The 15434-nt window shown below is 37.3% G+C and carries 11 protein-coding genes and 2 other annotated features; of the genes, 10 read left to right on the top strand and 1 reads right to left on the bottom strand.

The genetic code is table 11. From position 1 onward, the window contains the following. The first annotated feature begins 14 nt into the window (after window positions 1–14). The 6 genes from OZX76_RS05325 to OZX76_RS05300 all read left to right on the top strand — a co-directional run bounded on the left by OZX76_RS05325 (window position 15) and on the right by OZX76_RS05300 (window position 9781). Window positions 15–1844: an FAD-dependent oxidoreductase gene (locus OZX76_RS05325; RefSeq protein WP_277178457.1), complete on the top strand. Its 1830-nt coding sequence runs from the start codon at window positions 15–17 to the stop codon at window positions 1842–1844. Continuing rightward, on the top strand, window positions 1844–3259 hold the full coding sequence (locus OZX76_RS05320; RefSeq protein ID WP_277178455.1) for a DASS family sodium-coupled anion symporter: 1416 nt from the start codon (window positions 1844–1846) through the stop codon (window positions 3257–3259). The genes OZX76_RS05325 and OZX76_RS05320 overlap by 1 nt, the downstream gene beginning before the upstream one ends. Window positions 3260–3366: 107 nt before the next feature. Next, window positions 3367–3617 (top strand) — a binding site (T-box leader). Window positions 3618–3728: 111 nt separating this feature from the next. Beyond that, entirely contained in the window at window positions 3729–5111 is a 1383-nt protein-coding gene (brnQ, locus tag OZX76_RS05315; protein WP_277178453.1) for a branched-chain amino acid transport system II carrier protein, read from the top strand. Between the two features lie 67 nt (window positions 5112–5178). Then, window positions 5179–5424 (top strand) — a binding site (T-box leader). A gap of 136 nt (window positions 5425–5560) precedes the next feature. Beyond that, the gene (brnQ, locus tag OZX76_RS05310; RefSeq protein ID WP_277178451.1) at window positions 5561–6937 is read left to right on the top strand and encodes a branched-chain amino acid transport system II carrier protein; all 1377 of its coding nucleotides are present in this window, start codon (window positions 5561–5563) and stop codon (window positions 6935–6937) included. A 136-nt stretch (window positions 6938–7073) separates the two neighbouring features. After that, entirely contained in the window at window positions 7074–9119 is a 2046-nt protein-coding gene (locus tag OZX76_RS05305) for a copper-translocating P-type ATPase (protein ID WP_277181506.1), read from the top strand. 107 nt (window positions 9120–9226) lie between these two features. Continuing rightward, the gene (locus OZX76_RS05300; protein WP_277178449.1) at window positions 9227–9781 is read left to right on the top strand and encodes an isochorismatase family cysteine hydrolase; all 555 of its coding nucleotides are present in this window, start codon (window positions 9227–9229) and stop codon (window positions 9779–9781) included. A 31-nt stretch (window positions 9782–9812) separates the two neighbouring features. Here OZX76_RS05300 and OZX76_RS05295 read toward each other — a convergent pair whose 3' ends face one another. Beyond that, complete coding sequence (locus OZX76_RS05295; RefSeq protein WP_277178447.1) at window positions 9813–10961, bottom strand: CPBP family intramembrane glutamic endopeptidase; 1149 nt, start codon at window positions 10959–10961, stop codon at window positions 9813–9815. A gap of 193 nt (window positions 10962–11154) precedes the next feature. Between OZX76_RS05295 and OZX76_RS05290 the strand changes: the two genes are divergently transcribed. The 4 genes from OZX76_RS05290 (at window position 11155) to OZX76_RS05275 (ending at window position 15423) form a co-directional block, all read left to right on the top strand. After that, entirely contained in the window at window positions 11155–11310 is a 156-nt protein-coding gene (locus OZX76_RS05290) for a hypothetical protein (protein WP_277181505.1), read from the top strand. Window positions 11311–11455: 145 nt separating this feature from the next. After that, on the top strand, window positions 11456–12859 hold the full coding sequence (locus OZX76_RS05285) for a class II fumarate hydratase (protein ID WP_277178445.1): 1404 nt from the start codon (window positions 11456–11458) through the stop codon (window positions 12857–12859). A 16-nt stretch (window positions 12860–12875) separates the two neighbouring features. After that, window positions 12876–14273: a flavocytochrome c gene (locus tag OZX76_RS05280; protein ID WP_277178443.1), complete on the top strand. Its 1398-nt coding sequence runs from the start codon at window positions 12876–12878 to the stop codon at window positions 14271–14273. A 220-nt stretch (window positions 14274–14493) separates the two neighbouring features. Next, a complete protein-coding gene (locus tag OZX76_RS05275; protein WP_277178441.1) occupies window positions 14494–15423 on the top strand; it encodes an L-lactate dehydrogenase in 930 nt (309 codons plus the stop codon). The last annotated feature ends 11 nt before the right edge of the window (window positions 15424–15434 follow it).

Raw genomic sequence — 15434 nt, 5'->3', positions numbered from 1 at the left:
AAAAGAGTCTTATCGTGAAAGTAACTGAAAATACTAAATGGAATGGCGATTATGATGTCATCGTTTTAGGTTTTGGTGGTGCTGGTGCAACTGCAGCAAGATTTGCAGCTGATAATGGGGCTCAAGTTTTACTAGTTGAAGCTGCACCATATGGCCATGAGGGTGGCAACACGCGTTATTCTGCTCAGCACGTCGCAATGGCTCATGATCGTCAGCAAATTTCTGATTATTATCATGAATTAGCTGCACCTTTTGCTGTTGACGAAAAGACAATGGATGTCTACCTTGATGGCTTTGTAGAAATGCCAAAATATTTTAAAAGGTACTTTGGTCTAAACCCATTTATTTGGTCCAAGGATTTCCAGCCAGGTGATCATTTAGCGAATAAGAAGCAGCTATGTGAATATCCAGAATATCAAGGAGCAACAACATTTGACTTTGCCTTAGTTCATAATCGTGATTTTGATGCGGGACTGTGGAAGGTTATTCGTCAGAAAATATTACAGCGAAAAGATCAAATCGATATTTGGTTAAATTCAAGGGCAACAAAATTATTACAAGACCCAGTAACTGATGAAATCACTGGGGTTGTAATTAAACGGCAAGAAAAGCAGTACTATATTCATGTCAAAAAGGGCGTAGTGCTTGCAACCGGCGGTTTTGAAAATAACGATAAAATGCAACAGGATTACTTACACATTACCCACTTAACCCCATTGGGTACTTTGTATAACAAGGGTGACGGTATCAAGATGGCTGGTGAAGTTGGTGCTAGGATGTGGCACATGAGTAATTATGAATCCCTTGGCATAGTTCCTAGCTACGTGATTGCAGAAGAAGCTGGTCAGCGTGGTCGCCAAATCAGTGGCTGGCAGAATGTGAAATCAGGTTCAATTATTGCCGTAGCTGATGATGGTAGTCGATTTATGCGTGAGGATGCAAAATTCCGCCACGGACATATTTTCCAACATGGCGATTACTTGTTGCCACACGCTTATGATCATGCCTGGCTTGTCTTTGATGAACAACAATATCAAAAATTTGTTCAAGAACAAAAAGCTGGTAATTTAAAATATCAAAATTTCTTTGACAAGTTAATTAAGGCAAATTCAGTAGCCGCTTTAGCAGACAAAATGAAGTTACCTGCCGATACTTTAACTACTACAATTGCCCGGTTCAATCAATTTGCAGATAGTGGCCGTGACTTAGAATTTGAGCGGGCACCAGAAACGATGAGTAGCTTTGACTTAAATGATGCCGTATATGCTATTAAGCTAGCTCCAGCTGTTTTGAATACTCAAGGTGGCCCACAACATGATGAACAAGCTAGAGTTCTCAATAATGCTGATCAGCCGATTAAACGCCTATACAGTGCTGGAGAATTGGGTGGTATCTGTGCTAATCGTTATCAAGGTGGCGGTAATTTAGCAGAATGTTTGATTTTTGGCAAAATTGCCGGCGAAAATGTAGCGCAGCTGTCAGACACTGCAGAAGTCGAACTTACTAACCAAGTACCGCGAATTAATGACTTAGTTGATAACGAAAGTGAAAGTAAGATTGAACTTAAGGCTAACCAATATTTAGGGTCATCTGAGGCTGGAATTGGTGGTAAAGTCTTGGTTCGGGTAACTTATCAGGATCAGACTATTAGCAATGTTGAAGTACTTGAAAATCATGAAACTGAAGGCATTGGTGCAGTTGCAATTAAGCAGTTGCCTCAACAAATAATTGACCAAAACTCGACAGATGTTGACGCAATTTCAGGCGCAACGACTACCACTAAAGCCTTAGTAGAAGCTGTTAATCAAGCAATCGGTAAAGCCAAAAATAAAGGAGAAAAATAATGTTAGATAAATTTGAATGGAAAAAGTGGCTGCTGCCAGTAGCAGTTGGCATCATCTTATGGCTAGTAACGCCGGTAAAGCCTGCTGCAATTAGTGTTCCTGCATGGCATCTGTTTGCAATTTTTATTGCGACAATTATTGCCTGTGTTACTAAACCATTACCAATGATGGCAACTACAATTATTGCTATCGTAATTGCAACTTTGACTGGCATCTTTAAGATGGACGAAGTCACAGCTGGATTTGGTAATTCAACTGCTTGGATGGTTGCAATGTGTATGTTCATGGCTGCTGGCTTTATTAAGTCAGGTCTGGGTAAAAGAATCGCTTACTTTTTTGTTAAAACATTTGGCAAGAGAACTTTAGGTCTGGCATACGCATTATCAATGGTTGAAACTGTTTTAGCAATTGGAATTCCAAGTAATAATGCTCGGGTTAACGGTATTATGTACCCAATTATTGATAACTTGTCCAAAGAAATGGGCTCTGATCCTAAGAAGGGTACTCAAAGAAAAATGGGTTCATTCTTGGTCTTTAATGAATACGAAGTGAACATTGTTACCTCCACTATGTTCCTTACTGGACTTGCTGGTAACATGGTAGCATTGGGAATTGCTAAAACGCAGAACATCTCAATTTCATGGATGCAATGGTTTGTTGCTGCAATCGTCCCCGGAATTATTTCTTTAATTGTTGTACCGCTTATTTTATATAAGATTTATCCACCTGAGGTTAAGGCAACACCAAATGCTCATGCATGGGCTGATAACAAACTGAAGGAATTAGGTAAAACAACTGTTGCCGAAAAAATTATGGCCGTTGTCTTCATCTTGGCCGTTGTTTTATGGCTTATTGGCTCAAAATTTGGTATTGATGCAACCGAAGTTAGTTTTATTGCCGTAGCTCTATTGTTAATTACTGGCGTAATTAATGTTAAAGACTTACTCGGTCAAAGTTTTGCTTGGAATATTTTAACTTGGTTGTCAATTATCATGTTAATGTCACAAAAACTAATGACATTAGGCTTCTTTCCATGGTTTTCAAAGACTTTGGGTAATGCATTACACGGAATGAACTGGATTTGGGTTTTGGTAATTCTTTACCTAGTTTACTTCTACTTACACTACTTATTTCCAAGTATTTCAACTCAAATTTCAGCTTTGTATGCCGGATTTTTATCAGTTGCGATTGGTGCCGGAGTTCCACCATTGATGGCAGCTTTAATGCTTGCTCTTGATGGCTCATTATACCTATCAACTTCAACTTATTCTGCTGGTCCTGCAGCTTTACTTTCATCAACTGGTTATGTTTCTAATAAAGATTGGTGGAAATTAAGTGCAATTATCGGTGTGGTTTTAAATATTATCTGGCTTGGCGGCGGATTGCTTTGGACCAAAGTAATTGGTATGTGGTAAAAGGCTTGATAAATATTAATACAGCAACATTTATTTATGCTGTTGTATTTTTTTACTTAATTTTGCTTGACAAATAATGAGTTAATAATTAAAATATCCTTAATATTTGAAAAGCAATGAAAAGAAAAGTAAGTTTGCAGGTAATGTACAGAGAGTTCCGGTTACTGAAATGGAATCACGAATGCAAACAGAAAATCCCTTGGAGCTATCTAGTGAATCAAGTAACTAGGATTGGTAACACCCATTATCGTGTTAGCGTATCGCTGTTTTTGGCCGTACGTGAAGTGACTGTTTGATTTAGGTACACGCAAATTAGACAGTAAAATAGGTGGTACCGTGCCGAGCAAGCACCCTTGAAGAAAATTCAAGGGTGCTTTTTTATTGCAGAATAGGCAGGTGATGGACTGATGAAAGTTAAAATTAGCATCCAAACAAGAATTGAGCAATTTTATCCCAATGGAGGTTAAGTATGAAGGAATTAGAACAAGATGTTAATCAAAAACCATTAACGTGGAAACAGTATTTAGTTGTAGCGTCATTGCTATTTGGCTTATTTTTTGGCGCTGGAAATTTAATTTTTCCCATCCATTTAGGCCAAATGGCAGGGGCTAATTGGGGTCAAGCTACCCTTGGCTTTTTGGTAACTGCAGTCTTATTACCATTACTATCAGTTTTGGCAATTAGCGTAACGCATGCCAAAGGCGTTTATGATATTGGGCTGCCACTAGGTTCTGCTTTTGCGTTGATTTTTATGGTGTTAATTCACTTAACAATCGGTCCGCTCTTTGGAACACCACGTACTGCTAGTATTTCATTTACCGTTGGTGTTTTGCCGCTCCTGCCTAAATCATGGGCGCAACCAGGATTGTTTGTCTTTTCCGCACTGTTTTTCATCTGTGCCTTTTTAGTTGCATATAAGGAATCCAATATTTTAACTAGTATCGGAAAAATATTAAATCCACTGTTTTTGTTACTGCTATTTGTTATCTTTTTGTTAGGCTTTTTCTCACCGATGGGTCGCGCTAATGCCCAAAAAGTAACGGTCGCTTATCAGCAAGCACCATTTTTTAATGGCTTTTTGCAAGGTTATAATACAATGGATGCCTTGGCTGGACTAGCTTTTGGGGTAACAGTCGTAACTGCTGTTCGGCAAATGGGTAAAACCACTGCCAAGAGTAATGCTAAAGTAACGGCTAAGGCTGGTGTCCTAGCAACAGGTGCGATTGGTTTAATCTATGTTGCGTTAATTTGGCTTGGTGCTACAACTTTGAATCATTTTAAATTATCACCAGATGGTGGTGTGGCCTTTAACCAAATTGTTACTTATTATCTCGGCAGCTTTGGTCATGCTTTGCTAGCAACTCTAATTACCGTGACCTGTTTGACGACCGCTGTTGGCCTAATTGCAGCATTTGCACAAGATTTTCATCGTAGTTTTTCTAAAGTAAGTTACCATGCTTGGCTATTTTTGATGACGCTAGCTTCATTTTTAACGGCTAACTTTGGTCTGGATACGATTATTTCGTGGTCAACACCAATGCTCATGTTTTTGTATCCATTTGCCATGGTGCTCATCTTACTGTCAATCTCATCATCATTATTTCACCGTGATCCTGTTGTTTATTTCTGGGTTGTGCTGTTTACATTAATCCCAGCATTTTTAGACATGGTTGCTGCCTTTCCGCCAGTAGTCAGTCAAAGTCCAATAGCACTGGCTTTACATGCTATGCAGCTTAAATATTTACCGTTTGCGGCAATTGGGATGGATTGGTTAATTCCCGCTCTTGTTGGCTTAGTAATTGGTCTTGCTTGTAGTTTTGTCAAAGTAAAAACAGCACAAACAGAATCATAATTTCAGCAAATTTTTTAATTTTTTGTTGACAAAAAATGGCTTAATGATTAAAATATCATTAATATTTAAACAAGCGAAGAAAAGAAGAGTACAGTTGCAAGTAGTGCCAAAGAGAGTTCAGATGGTGAAAATGAACCACGACAGCGACTGGAAAGTAACTTTGAGCTATCTAGTGAAGTAGAAGTAGCTAGTATTGGTGACACCCATTAACGTGTTAGCGTATCGCAATTGTTGTACGTGAAGTGACTAATAAATTGCTATTGTTGATAATTTATTAGTAAGATAGGTGGTACCGTGCCAAAGCACCCTTGATTTTTGAGAATCAAGGGTGCTTTTTTAGTTACCTGCTGAATTTCGCTTTTTAGGAAGTGACAATCTTGAAAAATGAATACGTGTGCTAGCAATGATGAATCTATTATTGCATTGAATAAAAATTGGAGGTTAATTAAATGGAAGAAATCGAACGAGACGTAAATACCAAACCATTAACGTGGAAACAATATTTGGTTGTTGCCTCATTATTATTTGGGCTATTTTTTGGAGCAGGAAACTTAATCTTTCCCATTCATCTAGGGCAAATGTCTGGTGCAAATTGGGGAATTGCCACGATTGGCTTTTTAATCACTGCCGTTCTGTTACCACTTCTGGCAGTTTTGGCAATTAGTGCCAGTCACGCCAAGGGAGTTTTTGATATTGGTCGGCCACTAGGACCTAAATTTGCTTTGGTCTTTATGGTCTTAATTCACTTAACTTTAGGACCGTTATTTGCTACTCCGAGAACAGCGAGTATTTCCTTTGCGGTTGGTTTACAGCCAGTTTTACCGCAAAAATTAGCTAAACCCGGTTTATTAATTTTTTCAGCAATTTTCTTTATTTTGGCATTTATCATTTCTTACGAGCAATCAACGATTTTGGACAGTATTGGTCGAATTTTAAATCCCATTTTCCTATTATTGCTTTTTGCTATTTTCCTAATGGCCTTTTCTTCACCGATGGGTGCAGCTAAACAACAACCGGTAACTGCAGCTTATCAAAGTGCACCATTTTTTAATGGCTTCTTGGAAGGCTACAACACAATGGACGCTTTGGCAGGATTAGCTTTTGGATATACAATCGTTTCTGCTGTTCGGCAATTGGGTAAGACAAGCGCCAAAAGTAATGCCAAGGTTACGGCTCGTGCGGGAGTCTTAGCGACTAGCGCTATTGGTATTATCTATATTGGTTTGATCTGGCTTGGAGCAACAACGCTTAATCATTACCATATTTCACCAGATGGCGGGACTGTTTTCAATCAAATTGTTACCTATTATTTAGGTAATATCGGTCATGCTTTATTGGCGACTCTAGTTACCTTAACTTGTCTGACGACTGCGGTTGGCTTAATTGCTGCATTTGCACAAGATTTTCATCGTAGTTTTAGTAAGGTTAGTTATCACGCTTGGCTAGGAATTATGACTTTTGCATCATTTTTGACCGCTAATTGTGGGCTAGATACGATTATTTCTTGGTCAACGCCAATGTTAATGTTCATTTATCCAATTGCAATGGTTTTAATTATCTTGTCAATTACGGCTAGCTTGTTTGACCACGACCCAATAGTTTATTTTTGGGCAGTTGTATTAACCATTATTCCTGCTATTTTCGATATGATTGCATCGTTTCCACCAGTTATCAGTCAAACCCACTGGGCCTTGCAAGTTCGTGCATTGCAATTACGGCTTTTACCATTTGCCGCAATTGGTATGGACTGGATTATTCCGGCAATAATTGGGTTAATCATCGGTTTAGCATTTCATTTTTATCGTCAAACAAAGTTAGCTAAATAAATCATCAAAAGCTAGGATTTTAGTCCTAGCTTTTTAGTACCGAATCTTTGACAACCAACATTTGCCACAGTAGATTAAGGGTGCAGAACAGATAGTGTTAGTTGTATAAAGATAGGATTGATTTATTTTGGCAAAAATGAAAATGACAGGTAAACCTGAAATGCAGATGCATCAAGAGCAGCCAATGACACACATGGATAAAATGTCGATGCATGGTAATAACATGATGATGCATGGCGGGCAAATGATGCACATGGGTAATTTGAAGCAAAAATTCTGGGTGTCGCTGATTTTGGCATTACCAATTTTATTTTTAAGTCCAGCAATGGGAGTGCACCTTTTCTTTCAGTTTTCTTTTCCTGGCTCTAACTGGGTAGTTATGATATTTGCAACCGCCTTATTTATCTATGGCGGCAAACCATTTCTCAGTAGTGCTGTTTATGAACTAAAAGATAAAAAGCCAGAAATGATGACATTAATTTCGCTTGGGATTACTACTGCTTACATTTACAGCTTGTATGCGTTTATTCACAATGATTTTTACCCAAATTCTGGTCATGTGATGGATTTTTTCTGGGAACTAGCAACTTTAATTTTAATTATGCTATTAGGCCACTGGATTGAAATGAATTCAATTATGCGGGCTGGAAGTTCAGTTAATGATTTAGCTAAGTTATTGCCTGATCAAGTTCACGTTCAAAAGGATAATCAAATAATCGACGTTCCACTTGCACAAGTAAAAAAAGGTGCTGTAGTTGTTGTCAAAGCTGGTGAAAGTATTCCGCTTGATGGTACTGTTATTTTTGGGAAAAGTGAGGTAAATGAATCACTTGTTACTGGCGAAGTACGATTGGTCACGCGCCAAAAAGGAGACCAAGTAATCGGCGGTGCCAGCAATGGTTCTGGAAAGTTAACAATTAAGGTAACAAACTCTGCCAATAATGGCTTTTTAGCTAATGTTAATCAGTTGGTTCAATCTGCTCAAATGGATAAATCAAATTTGCAAACACTTGCGGCTAAAGTCTCAGGCTGGCTATTTTATGCGGCACTGGTTATTGGGATAATCGCTTTAATTATTTGGACTGCTAATCAGGGGATTGCAGCCGGACTTGAGCGACTAGTAACAGTGTTAGTAATTGCTTGTCCGCATGCATTAGGATTGGCGATCCCACTAGTTAGTGCCAAGAGTATGGCGATTGGTGCCAAGCACGGGTTACTAATTAGGAACCGTAATGTGATTGACTTGAGCCCTAAAATTAACTATTTGTTACTCGATAAGACTGGCACCTTAACCGAAGGCAAGTTTCAAGTGCGCAAATATACCAGTTTAAATGAGCAAATAACGCAAGAACAAGTATTGACGCTGATTGCTTCACTTGAACAAGATTCAACTCATCCGATTGCACAGAGTATTTTGCAATTTGCCCGCGCTCACAAAATAGATTTGTTACCGATCTCTGATAGTAAGAATCTTCCTGGAAAAGGAGTTACGGCGACAATTTCTGGTCAAAAATATTTTCTAATTAATGAAAAAGCCGTTCGTGAACAAGTCCCTGACTTTCACCAAGTTGCAACTGAAGATTATACAGTTAGTTATTTACTGCAGGGACAGAATATACTGGGCTACGTAGCGGTTGGCGATCAACTTAAACCCGATGCAACTTCACTGATTAGTAAAATTAAGCAGCATCAGATTACACCAGTGATGTTGACCGGCGATAATCAGTCCGCGGCACAGGGAATAGCCCGCCAGCTCGGTATTACCGAAGTTTATGCGGAATTGATGCCGGCAGATAAAGAAAAAATTGTCGCTAATCTGCAACGAAATGGCAGTAAAGTGATGATGGTTGGTGATGGGATTAACGATGCACCTAGTTTAGCCCGCGCAGATATTGGTGTAGCAATTGGTGCCGGGACTGATGTGGCAGTTGATTCTGCAGATGTAGTTTTGGTTAATAGTCGGCTGTCAGACATCGTTGATTTTTTAGAATTAGCTCAAAACACGCACAGAAAAACTGTTCAAAATTTATGGTGGGGCGCAGGTTATAATATTGTTGCATTACCACTAGCAGCAGGTATTTTGGCACCGTTTGGGATTATGCTAGATCCAGCAGTAGGTGCAGTCTTGATGTCATTATCAACGGTAATTGTTGCAATTAATGCTGAAATGCTTAAGGTATAGTTAACTTTTTGCTATATTTAATTTTTTATATTAAAAAATAGTTCGTTTTTTATCGATATTTGGGGTATAATCATAGTTAATTGTTTTGATTTATTAGGGAGAATACAATGGAAAACAAAGAAGCGTTATTAATTATTGACTATACTGAAGACTTTGTTGCTGATCATGGTTCCTTAACTTGTGGTAAGGCGGGTCAGGATTGTGAAAAAACAATTATTACCTTGGCTGAACAATTTGTTAACGCGGGAAATTATGTTATTTTACCAACAGACTGTCATCAATTAAATGATCCTTTTCATCCAGAAAGCAAATTGTTTCCACCACATAACATTGAGGGTACTGAGGGACGTAATTTTTATGGTCAGTTGAAGCCTTGGTATGAAGCAAATAAGGATAAAGCTAATGTGTGGGCAATGGCAAAAACGAGGTATAGTTCTTTTGTTGGAACTAACCTTGATTTGGATTTGCGGATGCGTGGGGTTAAAAAAGTTCACCTAGTTGGAACGTGTACTGATATATGTGTTTTGCAGACAGCCATTTATGCTTATAATCTAGGTTATCAGGTTGTTGTCCACCAAGATGGAGTAGCTGGCACAACACCAGAAAATCATCGTTTTGCCTTAGAAAATATGAAGAATAATCTTGCTGCTGAGATTATTTAATTAAAACTGCGTTTTAATGAACGCGGTTTTTTTAGGCTAGTTTTCGCTCTTTTAAGTTAAGCAGAATTACATTTTTGCGCTTACCCGAAAGCAGAAAGCAAGCAAAGATTAAGTAAATTATGCAGAATAGAATTGTTTCTTGCAAATCAAATGTTGTCGGAACAGGCATAATAATCTGATTGCTGGTTACAAACGCAGCTAGATCAAATATACTATGATAAATTATAGTTACGAGAATAGAGTTGGTATATAAATATATAGCTGCAAAGACAATACCACTACAAAATGCATTAATTGCTTGTTGAATACTAGCTGTTACCGATTGTCCGGCTATTATGTTAAAAAGATGCAATAAGCCGAAGAGCATACTTGAAATGATAATGGTTCTTAATATTTGCCTTAGCCAGTGTTTATGATCAAAGGGTTTTAGCAATAAACTTAACGTGCAAAAACGTATTAGTATTTCTTCCCTAATTCCAGCCTTAACGCCACTTAAAAGCATCATTAAATTAAAAGCTTTAAAATGAAAGTTCCAGTTAGTAACTAGGTTATTCCAATTGGTAGCCTGATTAAAGCCATTGAAAAAGCAATCTGCTGTAATAAAAATAATTATTAAGAGTATGACTTTAGCGTTAGTCTGTTTACTTATCTTAAATTGTGGTAATTGAAAATTCCATTCGTGCATAGCAACTAAAGCAACAATAGTAAATAAAATAGCGTTGGTAAAACCAGATGATGTTAGTGCAATTAACCAGCTACTACAGTGAATAGTGAGACCTCTTGGATCGATACCTGAAAAAATGATGAATAGAATAAAAAAGCGACCAAGAGTACTTTTAATTTGTGAGATAGCCAATTTGGTTATTGGAATAAAAGCAATTAAAAGATATAGAATAGTGATTGTGACTGCAAAATCAAGATTAATTAAGTGAAACTTTCGCGTAAATTTAGTAATTATTGCAAGCGACTGCGGAATGGTAAAAATAGAGATAAATACTTGAAAATAATTATTTAAAGGTTGGATTACAGTATCAATTAACTGAGTAAACTCTAAAATAATGAAGAAAAATGCTAGTGTAGCACTATTATTATTAAATAAGATCATATCTGCAGTAGTAATTAGTAATTGCATAATTGTTTGCCACAGATACCAACGTTTGATTATTTTTGTTGTTTGCATAATTGTTTTTGCCTCTGCCTATGTTTAAAACCAATATATTATACTATAAATATTGCTATAACTTTAAAAAATAATAGGAAAATAAGATGTTTAAAGAAGTTTGTGCTGAAAATTTTACAATAGTAAAGCGGGCATTCGCTAATGGTACCGATAGAATTTCGCAGTTGGCAGCACGACTCCTTCTTATGGCGTAATTAAGCAGACAGTTACCTATGCTCACCAAAATAATATTCCTGTTGTAGTAATGATTCGGGTACGCGGTAGGATTAACACTAACAATTATGTTTGGGTTGCACAGCAATTAGAAATTAAGCAACTACATGGTTCAAAAATAGTTTTCATAAAATAGAGTCATTTTAAATACTTTAAATTATTACTTTTATTTTTAAATTATTGAAATATTGGGCTTTAAAATGTATTATTAGTGTGGAATTTAAAAAACTAAAGTATAATTTTAAGAATATTAGGGATTCAGTCCCAAAAGGAGACTTATTATGAGCAAAGAAGAATACCGTGTAGAAAGCGATACGATTGGTCCAGTAAAAATTCCTAAAGATGCATTGTGGGGCCCACAAACAGAACGTAGCCGCAATAATTTCCCAAGTGGTGAATTAATGCCATTGGCAATTGTTCGCGCATTTTTACATTTGAAAAAGGCAGCTGCTCAATCAAATGTTGAAGTTGGAGATGAGCCTGAAGAAAAGGGTGCAGCAATCGAAGATGCGATTAATGAACTTTTAAAGCTTGATGATGTTGATTTACAAAAAGATTTTCCACTTCATGTTTTGCAAACCGGTTCAGGTACGCAAAGTAATATGAACGTTAATGAAGTTGTTGCTAACTTAGCTAACAAACTGCACCCAGGTTTGGATATTTTGCCAAATGATGATGTCAATCGCGGACAATCATCTAACGATACTTACCCAACTGCAATGAATATTGTAGCTGTTGAAGCATTGGATAAATTAGAACCAGCAATTCAACACCTAATTGATGAATTAAAGATTAAGCAAGACAAATATTGGAAGACAGTTAAGGTTGGTCGGACTCACTTGCAAGACGCAACTCCGGTTACCTTTGGTCAAGAATTGTCCGGCTATATTTCAGCATTGAAGCATGATTTAGCTTACATTAAAGAATTAAAGCCAACTTTGTACGAATTAGCAATTGGTGGTACCGCAGTTGGCACTGGTTTGAATGCTGCACCGGGAATGACTGAAAAGATTGCTGGTAAATTATCAGAAGATTATGGTCATACTTTTGAAGTTAAAACTAATAAGTTCTGGGGATTAGCTCATCACTCTGGTCTTGATGTGGTTCATGGTGCTTTAAAGACCCTAGCTGCTGACATGTTCAAGATCGCTCAAGATATTCGTTTCTTGGCTTCAGGTCCTCGTGCTGGCTACCATGAATTAAACATTCCTGCTAATGAACCAGGTTCATCAATTATGCCAGGTAAAGTTAACCCAACACAGGCTGAAGCCGTGACAATGGCTGCTGCTAAAGTTTTCGGAAATGATACAACCATTACCTTTGCAGCTTCACAAGGTAACTTTGAAATGAACGTCTTTAAGACGGTAATGATTTCTGCATTTTTAGATTCTTGTGATATTTTAACTGGTACAATTACTGGCTTTGCTGATAAAATGGTTGCTGGTTTGACTGTCAATTCAGCAAGAATGGACGAGTTATTGGAAAATTCATTGATGACTGTAACAGCATTGTCACCACACATTGGCTATCATGCTGCCGCTAAGATTGCACAAGCTGCTGATAAAGAAGGTACTACTTTGAAAGAAGCAGCCTTAAAGAGTGGCGAAGTGACTGAAGCTCAATATGATGAGTGGATGGATTACATGGAAATGACCAATATCGACCGAACAAAACCCGAAGAATAAATAATAGAGGAGAAATATGGCGAAATTTATTTTTACCCCAAGTCAAAGTTCTGAAATTAAAAGTGATTATGATGCAGTAATCGTTGGTGCTGGTGGTGCTGGCTTGACTGCTGCAATTCAAGCACATGAATTAGGATTAAATGTTGCAATTTTTGAAAAAAATAGTGATTTAGGTGGTAATACTAACAGAGCATCATCAGGGATGAATGCTTCTGAGAGTTTGGTGCAATTAAATGACGGCATCATTGACGATAAGGAAGATTTTTACAAGGAAACCTTAAAGGGTGGCGGTTTAATGAATGACCGCGACTTGCTACGTTATTTTGTTGACCATTCAGCAATTGCAATTAGTTGGTTAATGGAGCATGGTATTGAATTGACTAACTTGACAATTACTGGGGGAATGAGCAAAAAACGTGCTCACCGTCCAGCATCAATGGCTCCAGTTGGTGGTTATCTTGTTACTGGTTCTTTAAAGAAAATTCAGGAAGACAATATTCCGATTTTTAATAATTCTAAAGTAATCAAGTTAATTGAAGATGATACAAAGCAGGTTACTGGAATTGAAATTGAAACTGATGCAGGCGTTAAAACAGTTAATGCTAAAGCAGTGATGCTTGCTTCAGGTGGCTTTGGTGCTTCTAAAGAATTGATTAAAAAGTATCGTCCAGATCTAGCCGAATATAAGACAACTAACCAATCAGGTGCTACTGGTGATGGTTTGAAATTAGCCAGTGCAGTTGACGCTCAATTAGAGCAAATGGACTTTATTCAAGTTCACCCAACTGCTCAAACTGATACTGATCATGTTTATTTGATTGGTGAAGGACTTCGTGGTGAAGGTGCGATTTTAGTTAATAATGCTGGAAAACGGTTTGTTAATGAACTGAACACACGAAAAATTGTTTCCGATGCAATTACTAATTTGCATGAAGACGGCGCTTATCTGGTATTCGACCAAGGCATTCGCGACAACTTTACTGCAGTTGAATTTTATGATCATGTTGGCTTAGTTAAGCGTGGTGCAACACTTGCTGATTTAGCTCAAGAAATTGGTGTTGATGCCAATAATTTGGCAACAACAGTTGCAAATTGGAATAATGCTGTTGCTACTAAAAATGATTCTGATTTTGATCGTAAGACCGGAATGGATCGCTCAATTGATCACGGTCCTTATTATGCAATTCACATTCATCCTGCAATTCATTACACGATGGGTGGAATTCATATTACACCAAAAACTGAAGTTTTAGATACAAACGGTAACATTATTAAAGGCTTGTACGCTGCTGGTGAAGTATCAGGCGGACTGCACGGAAATAACCGTATTGGTGGTAATTCAATTGCCGAAACTGTTATTTTTGGCCGTCAAGCTGCTATTCAGATGACAGAATTCATTCAAGCGAATAACTAGTAATTCTAAAGAAAATAATCACAAAGAAACTATCTCAAACGGGATAGTTTCTTTTTTATTTGAAGTTAATTGAAGTAAGCTGATTAAATCAATGGTTTCTTGTTTAAAAATTTAAAAATAAAATTATTTATTTTAAATATTGAAAAACAAACTAATCAGTTTTATAATAATTTGTGTAATAAAGTACAATATTTTTAAATATTTGAAAGGAAATTCGACTATGAATAGAAAAGTACTGCTTGTTGGTGATGGCGCTGTTGGTTCAACCTTTGCTAATGATTTACTGCAACATACAAAAGTTAATGAATTAATTATTGCTGATGTTGTGAAAAAACGCCCAATCGGTGACTCAATGGATCTTGAAGACATTACTCCTTTTGCTGGTGAATGCGACATTCACCCTGGCGAATATGCTGATGCAAAAGACGCTGATGTTGTTGTGATTACAGCCGGTGTTCCTCGTAAGCCTGGTGAAACTAGATTAGATTTGGTTAACAAAAACGTTAATATTTTAAAGAGCATTGTTCAACCTGTTGTTGATTCCGGTTTTAATGGAGTTTTCGTTGTTTCCGCAAATCCAGTTGATATTTTGACTACTTTAACGCAAAAATTGTCTGGTTTTCCTAAGAATAAAGTTATTGGAACAGGAACTTCACTTGATTCAGCTCGTTTACAAGTTGAATTAGCTAAAAAGCTAAATGTACCAGTTGCAAGTGTTAACTCAATGGTTTTGGGTGAACATGGTGATACTTCATTTGAAAACTTTGATGAATCCTTAGTTGCTGGAAAAGCATTGCGTGACTTTGATGGAATCAATGATGATACCTTAGCCTCTGTTGAAAGTGATATTCGCCAAAAGGGTGGCAAGATTATTGAAAACAAGGGTGCAACTTTCTATGGTATCGCAGTAATGTTATCCCAAATTGTAGGAGCAATTTTGGACAATCATGCCATTGTTTTACCATTATCTGCACCAATTAATGGTGAATACGGCATCAAACATGACCTGTATTTAGGAACTCCGACCGTCGTTGATGGTACTGGGATTAGTCAAGTCATCGAAACAAAATTATCAGAAGAAGAACAAGCTAAGATGCTTAATTCAGCCGATAAGATGCAAGAAGTCCTTGCAGGTGTCAATTTAGATTAAAAAAGAGGCGT

This window comes from Lactobacillus sp. ESL0677 (assembly GCF_029392875.1).
Lineage (GTDB): Bacteria > Bacillota > Bacilli > Lactobacillales > Lactobacillaceae > Lactobacillus.
Note: the sequence above shows the minus strand (reverse complement) of the source record. Positions and strands in the feature narration are given on the sequence as shown.

Bases quoted from the DNA above. Each gene is read 5' to 3' on its own strand.
- OZX76_RS05320 (WP_277178455.1), top strand. From the start codon at position 1,844: ATGTTAGATAAATTTGAATGGAAAAAGTGGCTGCTGCCAGTAGCAGTT.
- OZX76_RS05300 (WP_277178449.1), top strand. From the start codon at position 9,227: ATGGAAAACAAAGAAGCGTTATTAATTATTGACTATACTGAAGACTTT.
- OZX76_RS05295 (WP_277178447.1), bottom strand. From the start codon at position 10,961: ATGCAAACAACAAAAATAATCAAACGTTGGTATCTGTGGCAAACAATT.
- OZX76_RS05305 (WP_277181506.1), top strand. From the start codon at position 7,074: ATGAAAATGACAGGTAAACCTGAAATGCAGATGCATCAAGAGCAGCCA.
- brnQ (WP_277178451.1), top strand. From the start codon at position 5,561: ATGGAAGAAATCGAACGAGACGTAAATACCAAACCATTAACGTGGAAA.
- brnQ (WP_277178453.1), top strand. From the start codon at position 3,729: ATGAAGGAATTAGAACAAGATGTTAATCAAAAACCATTAACGTGGAAA.
- OZX76_RS05285 (WP_277178445.1), top strand. From the start codon at position 11,456: ATGAGCAAAGAAGAATACCGTGTAGAAAGCGATACGATTGGTCCAGTA.
- OZX76_RS05280 (WP_277178443.1), top strand. From the start codon at position 12,876: ATGGCGAAATTTATTTTTACCCCAAGTCAAAGTTCTGAAATTAAAAGT.
- OZX76_RS05275 (WP_277178441.1), top strand. From the start codon at position 14,494: ATGAATAGAAAAGTACTGCTTGTTGGTGATGGCGCTGTTGGTTCAACC.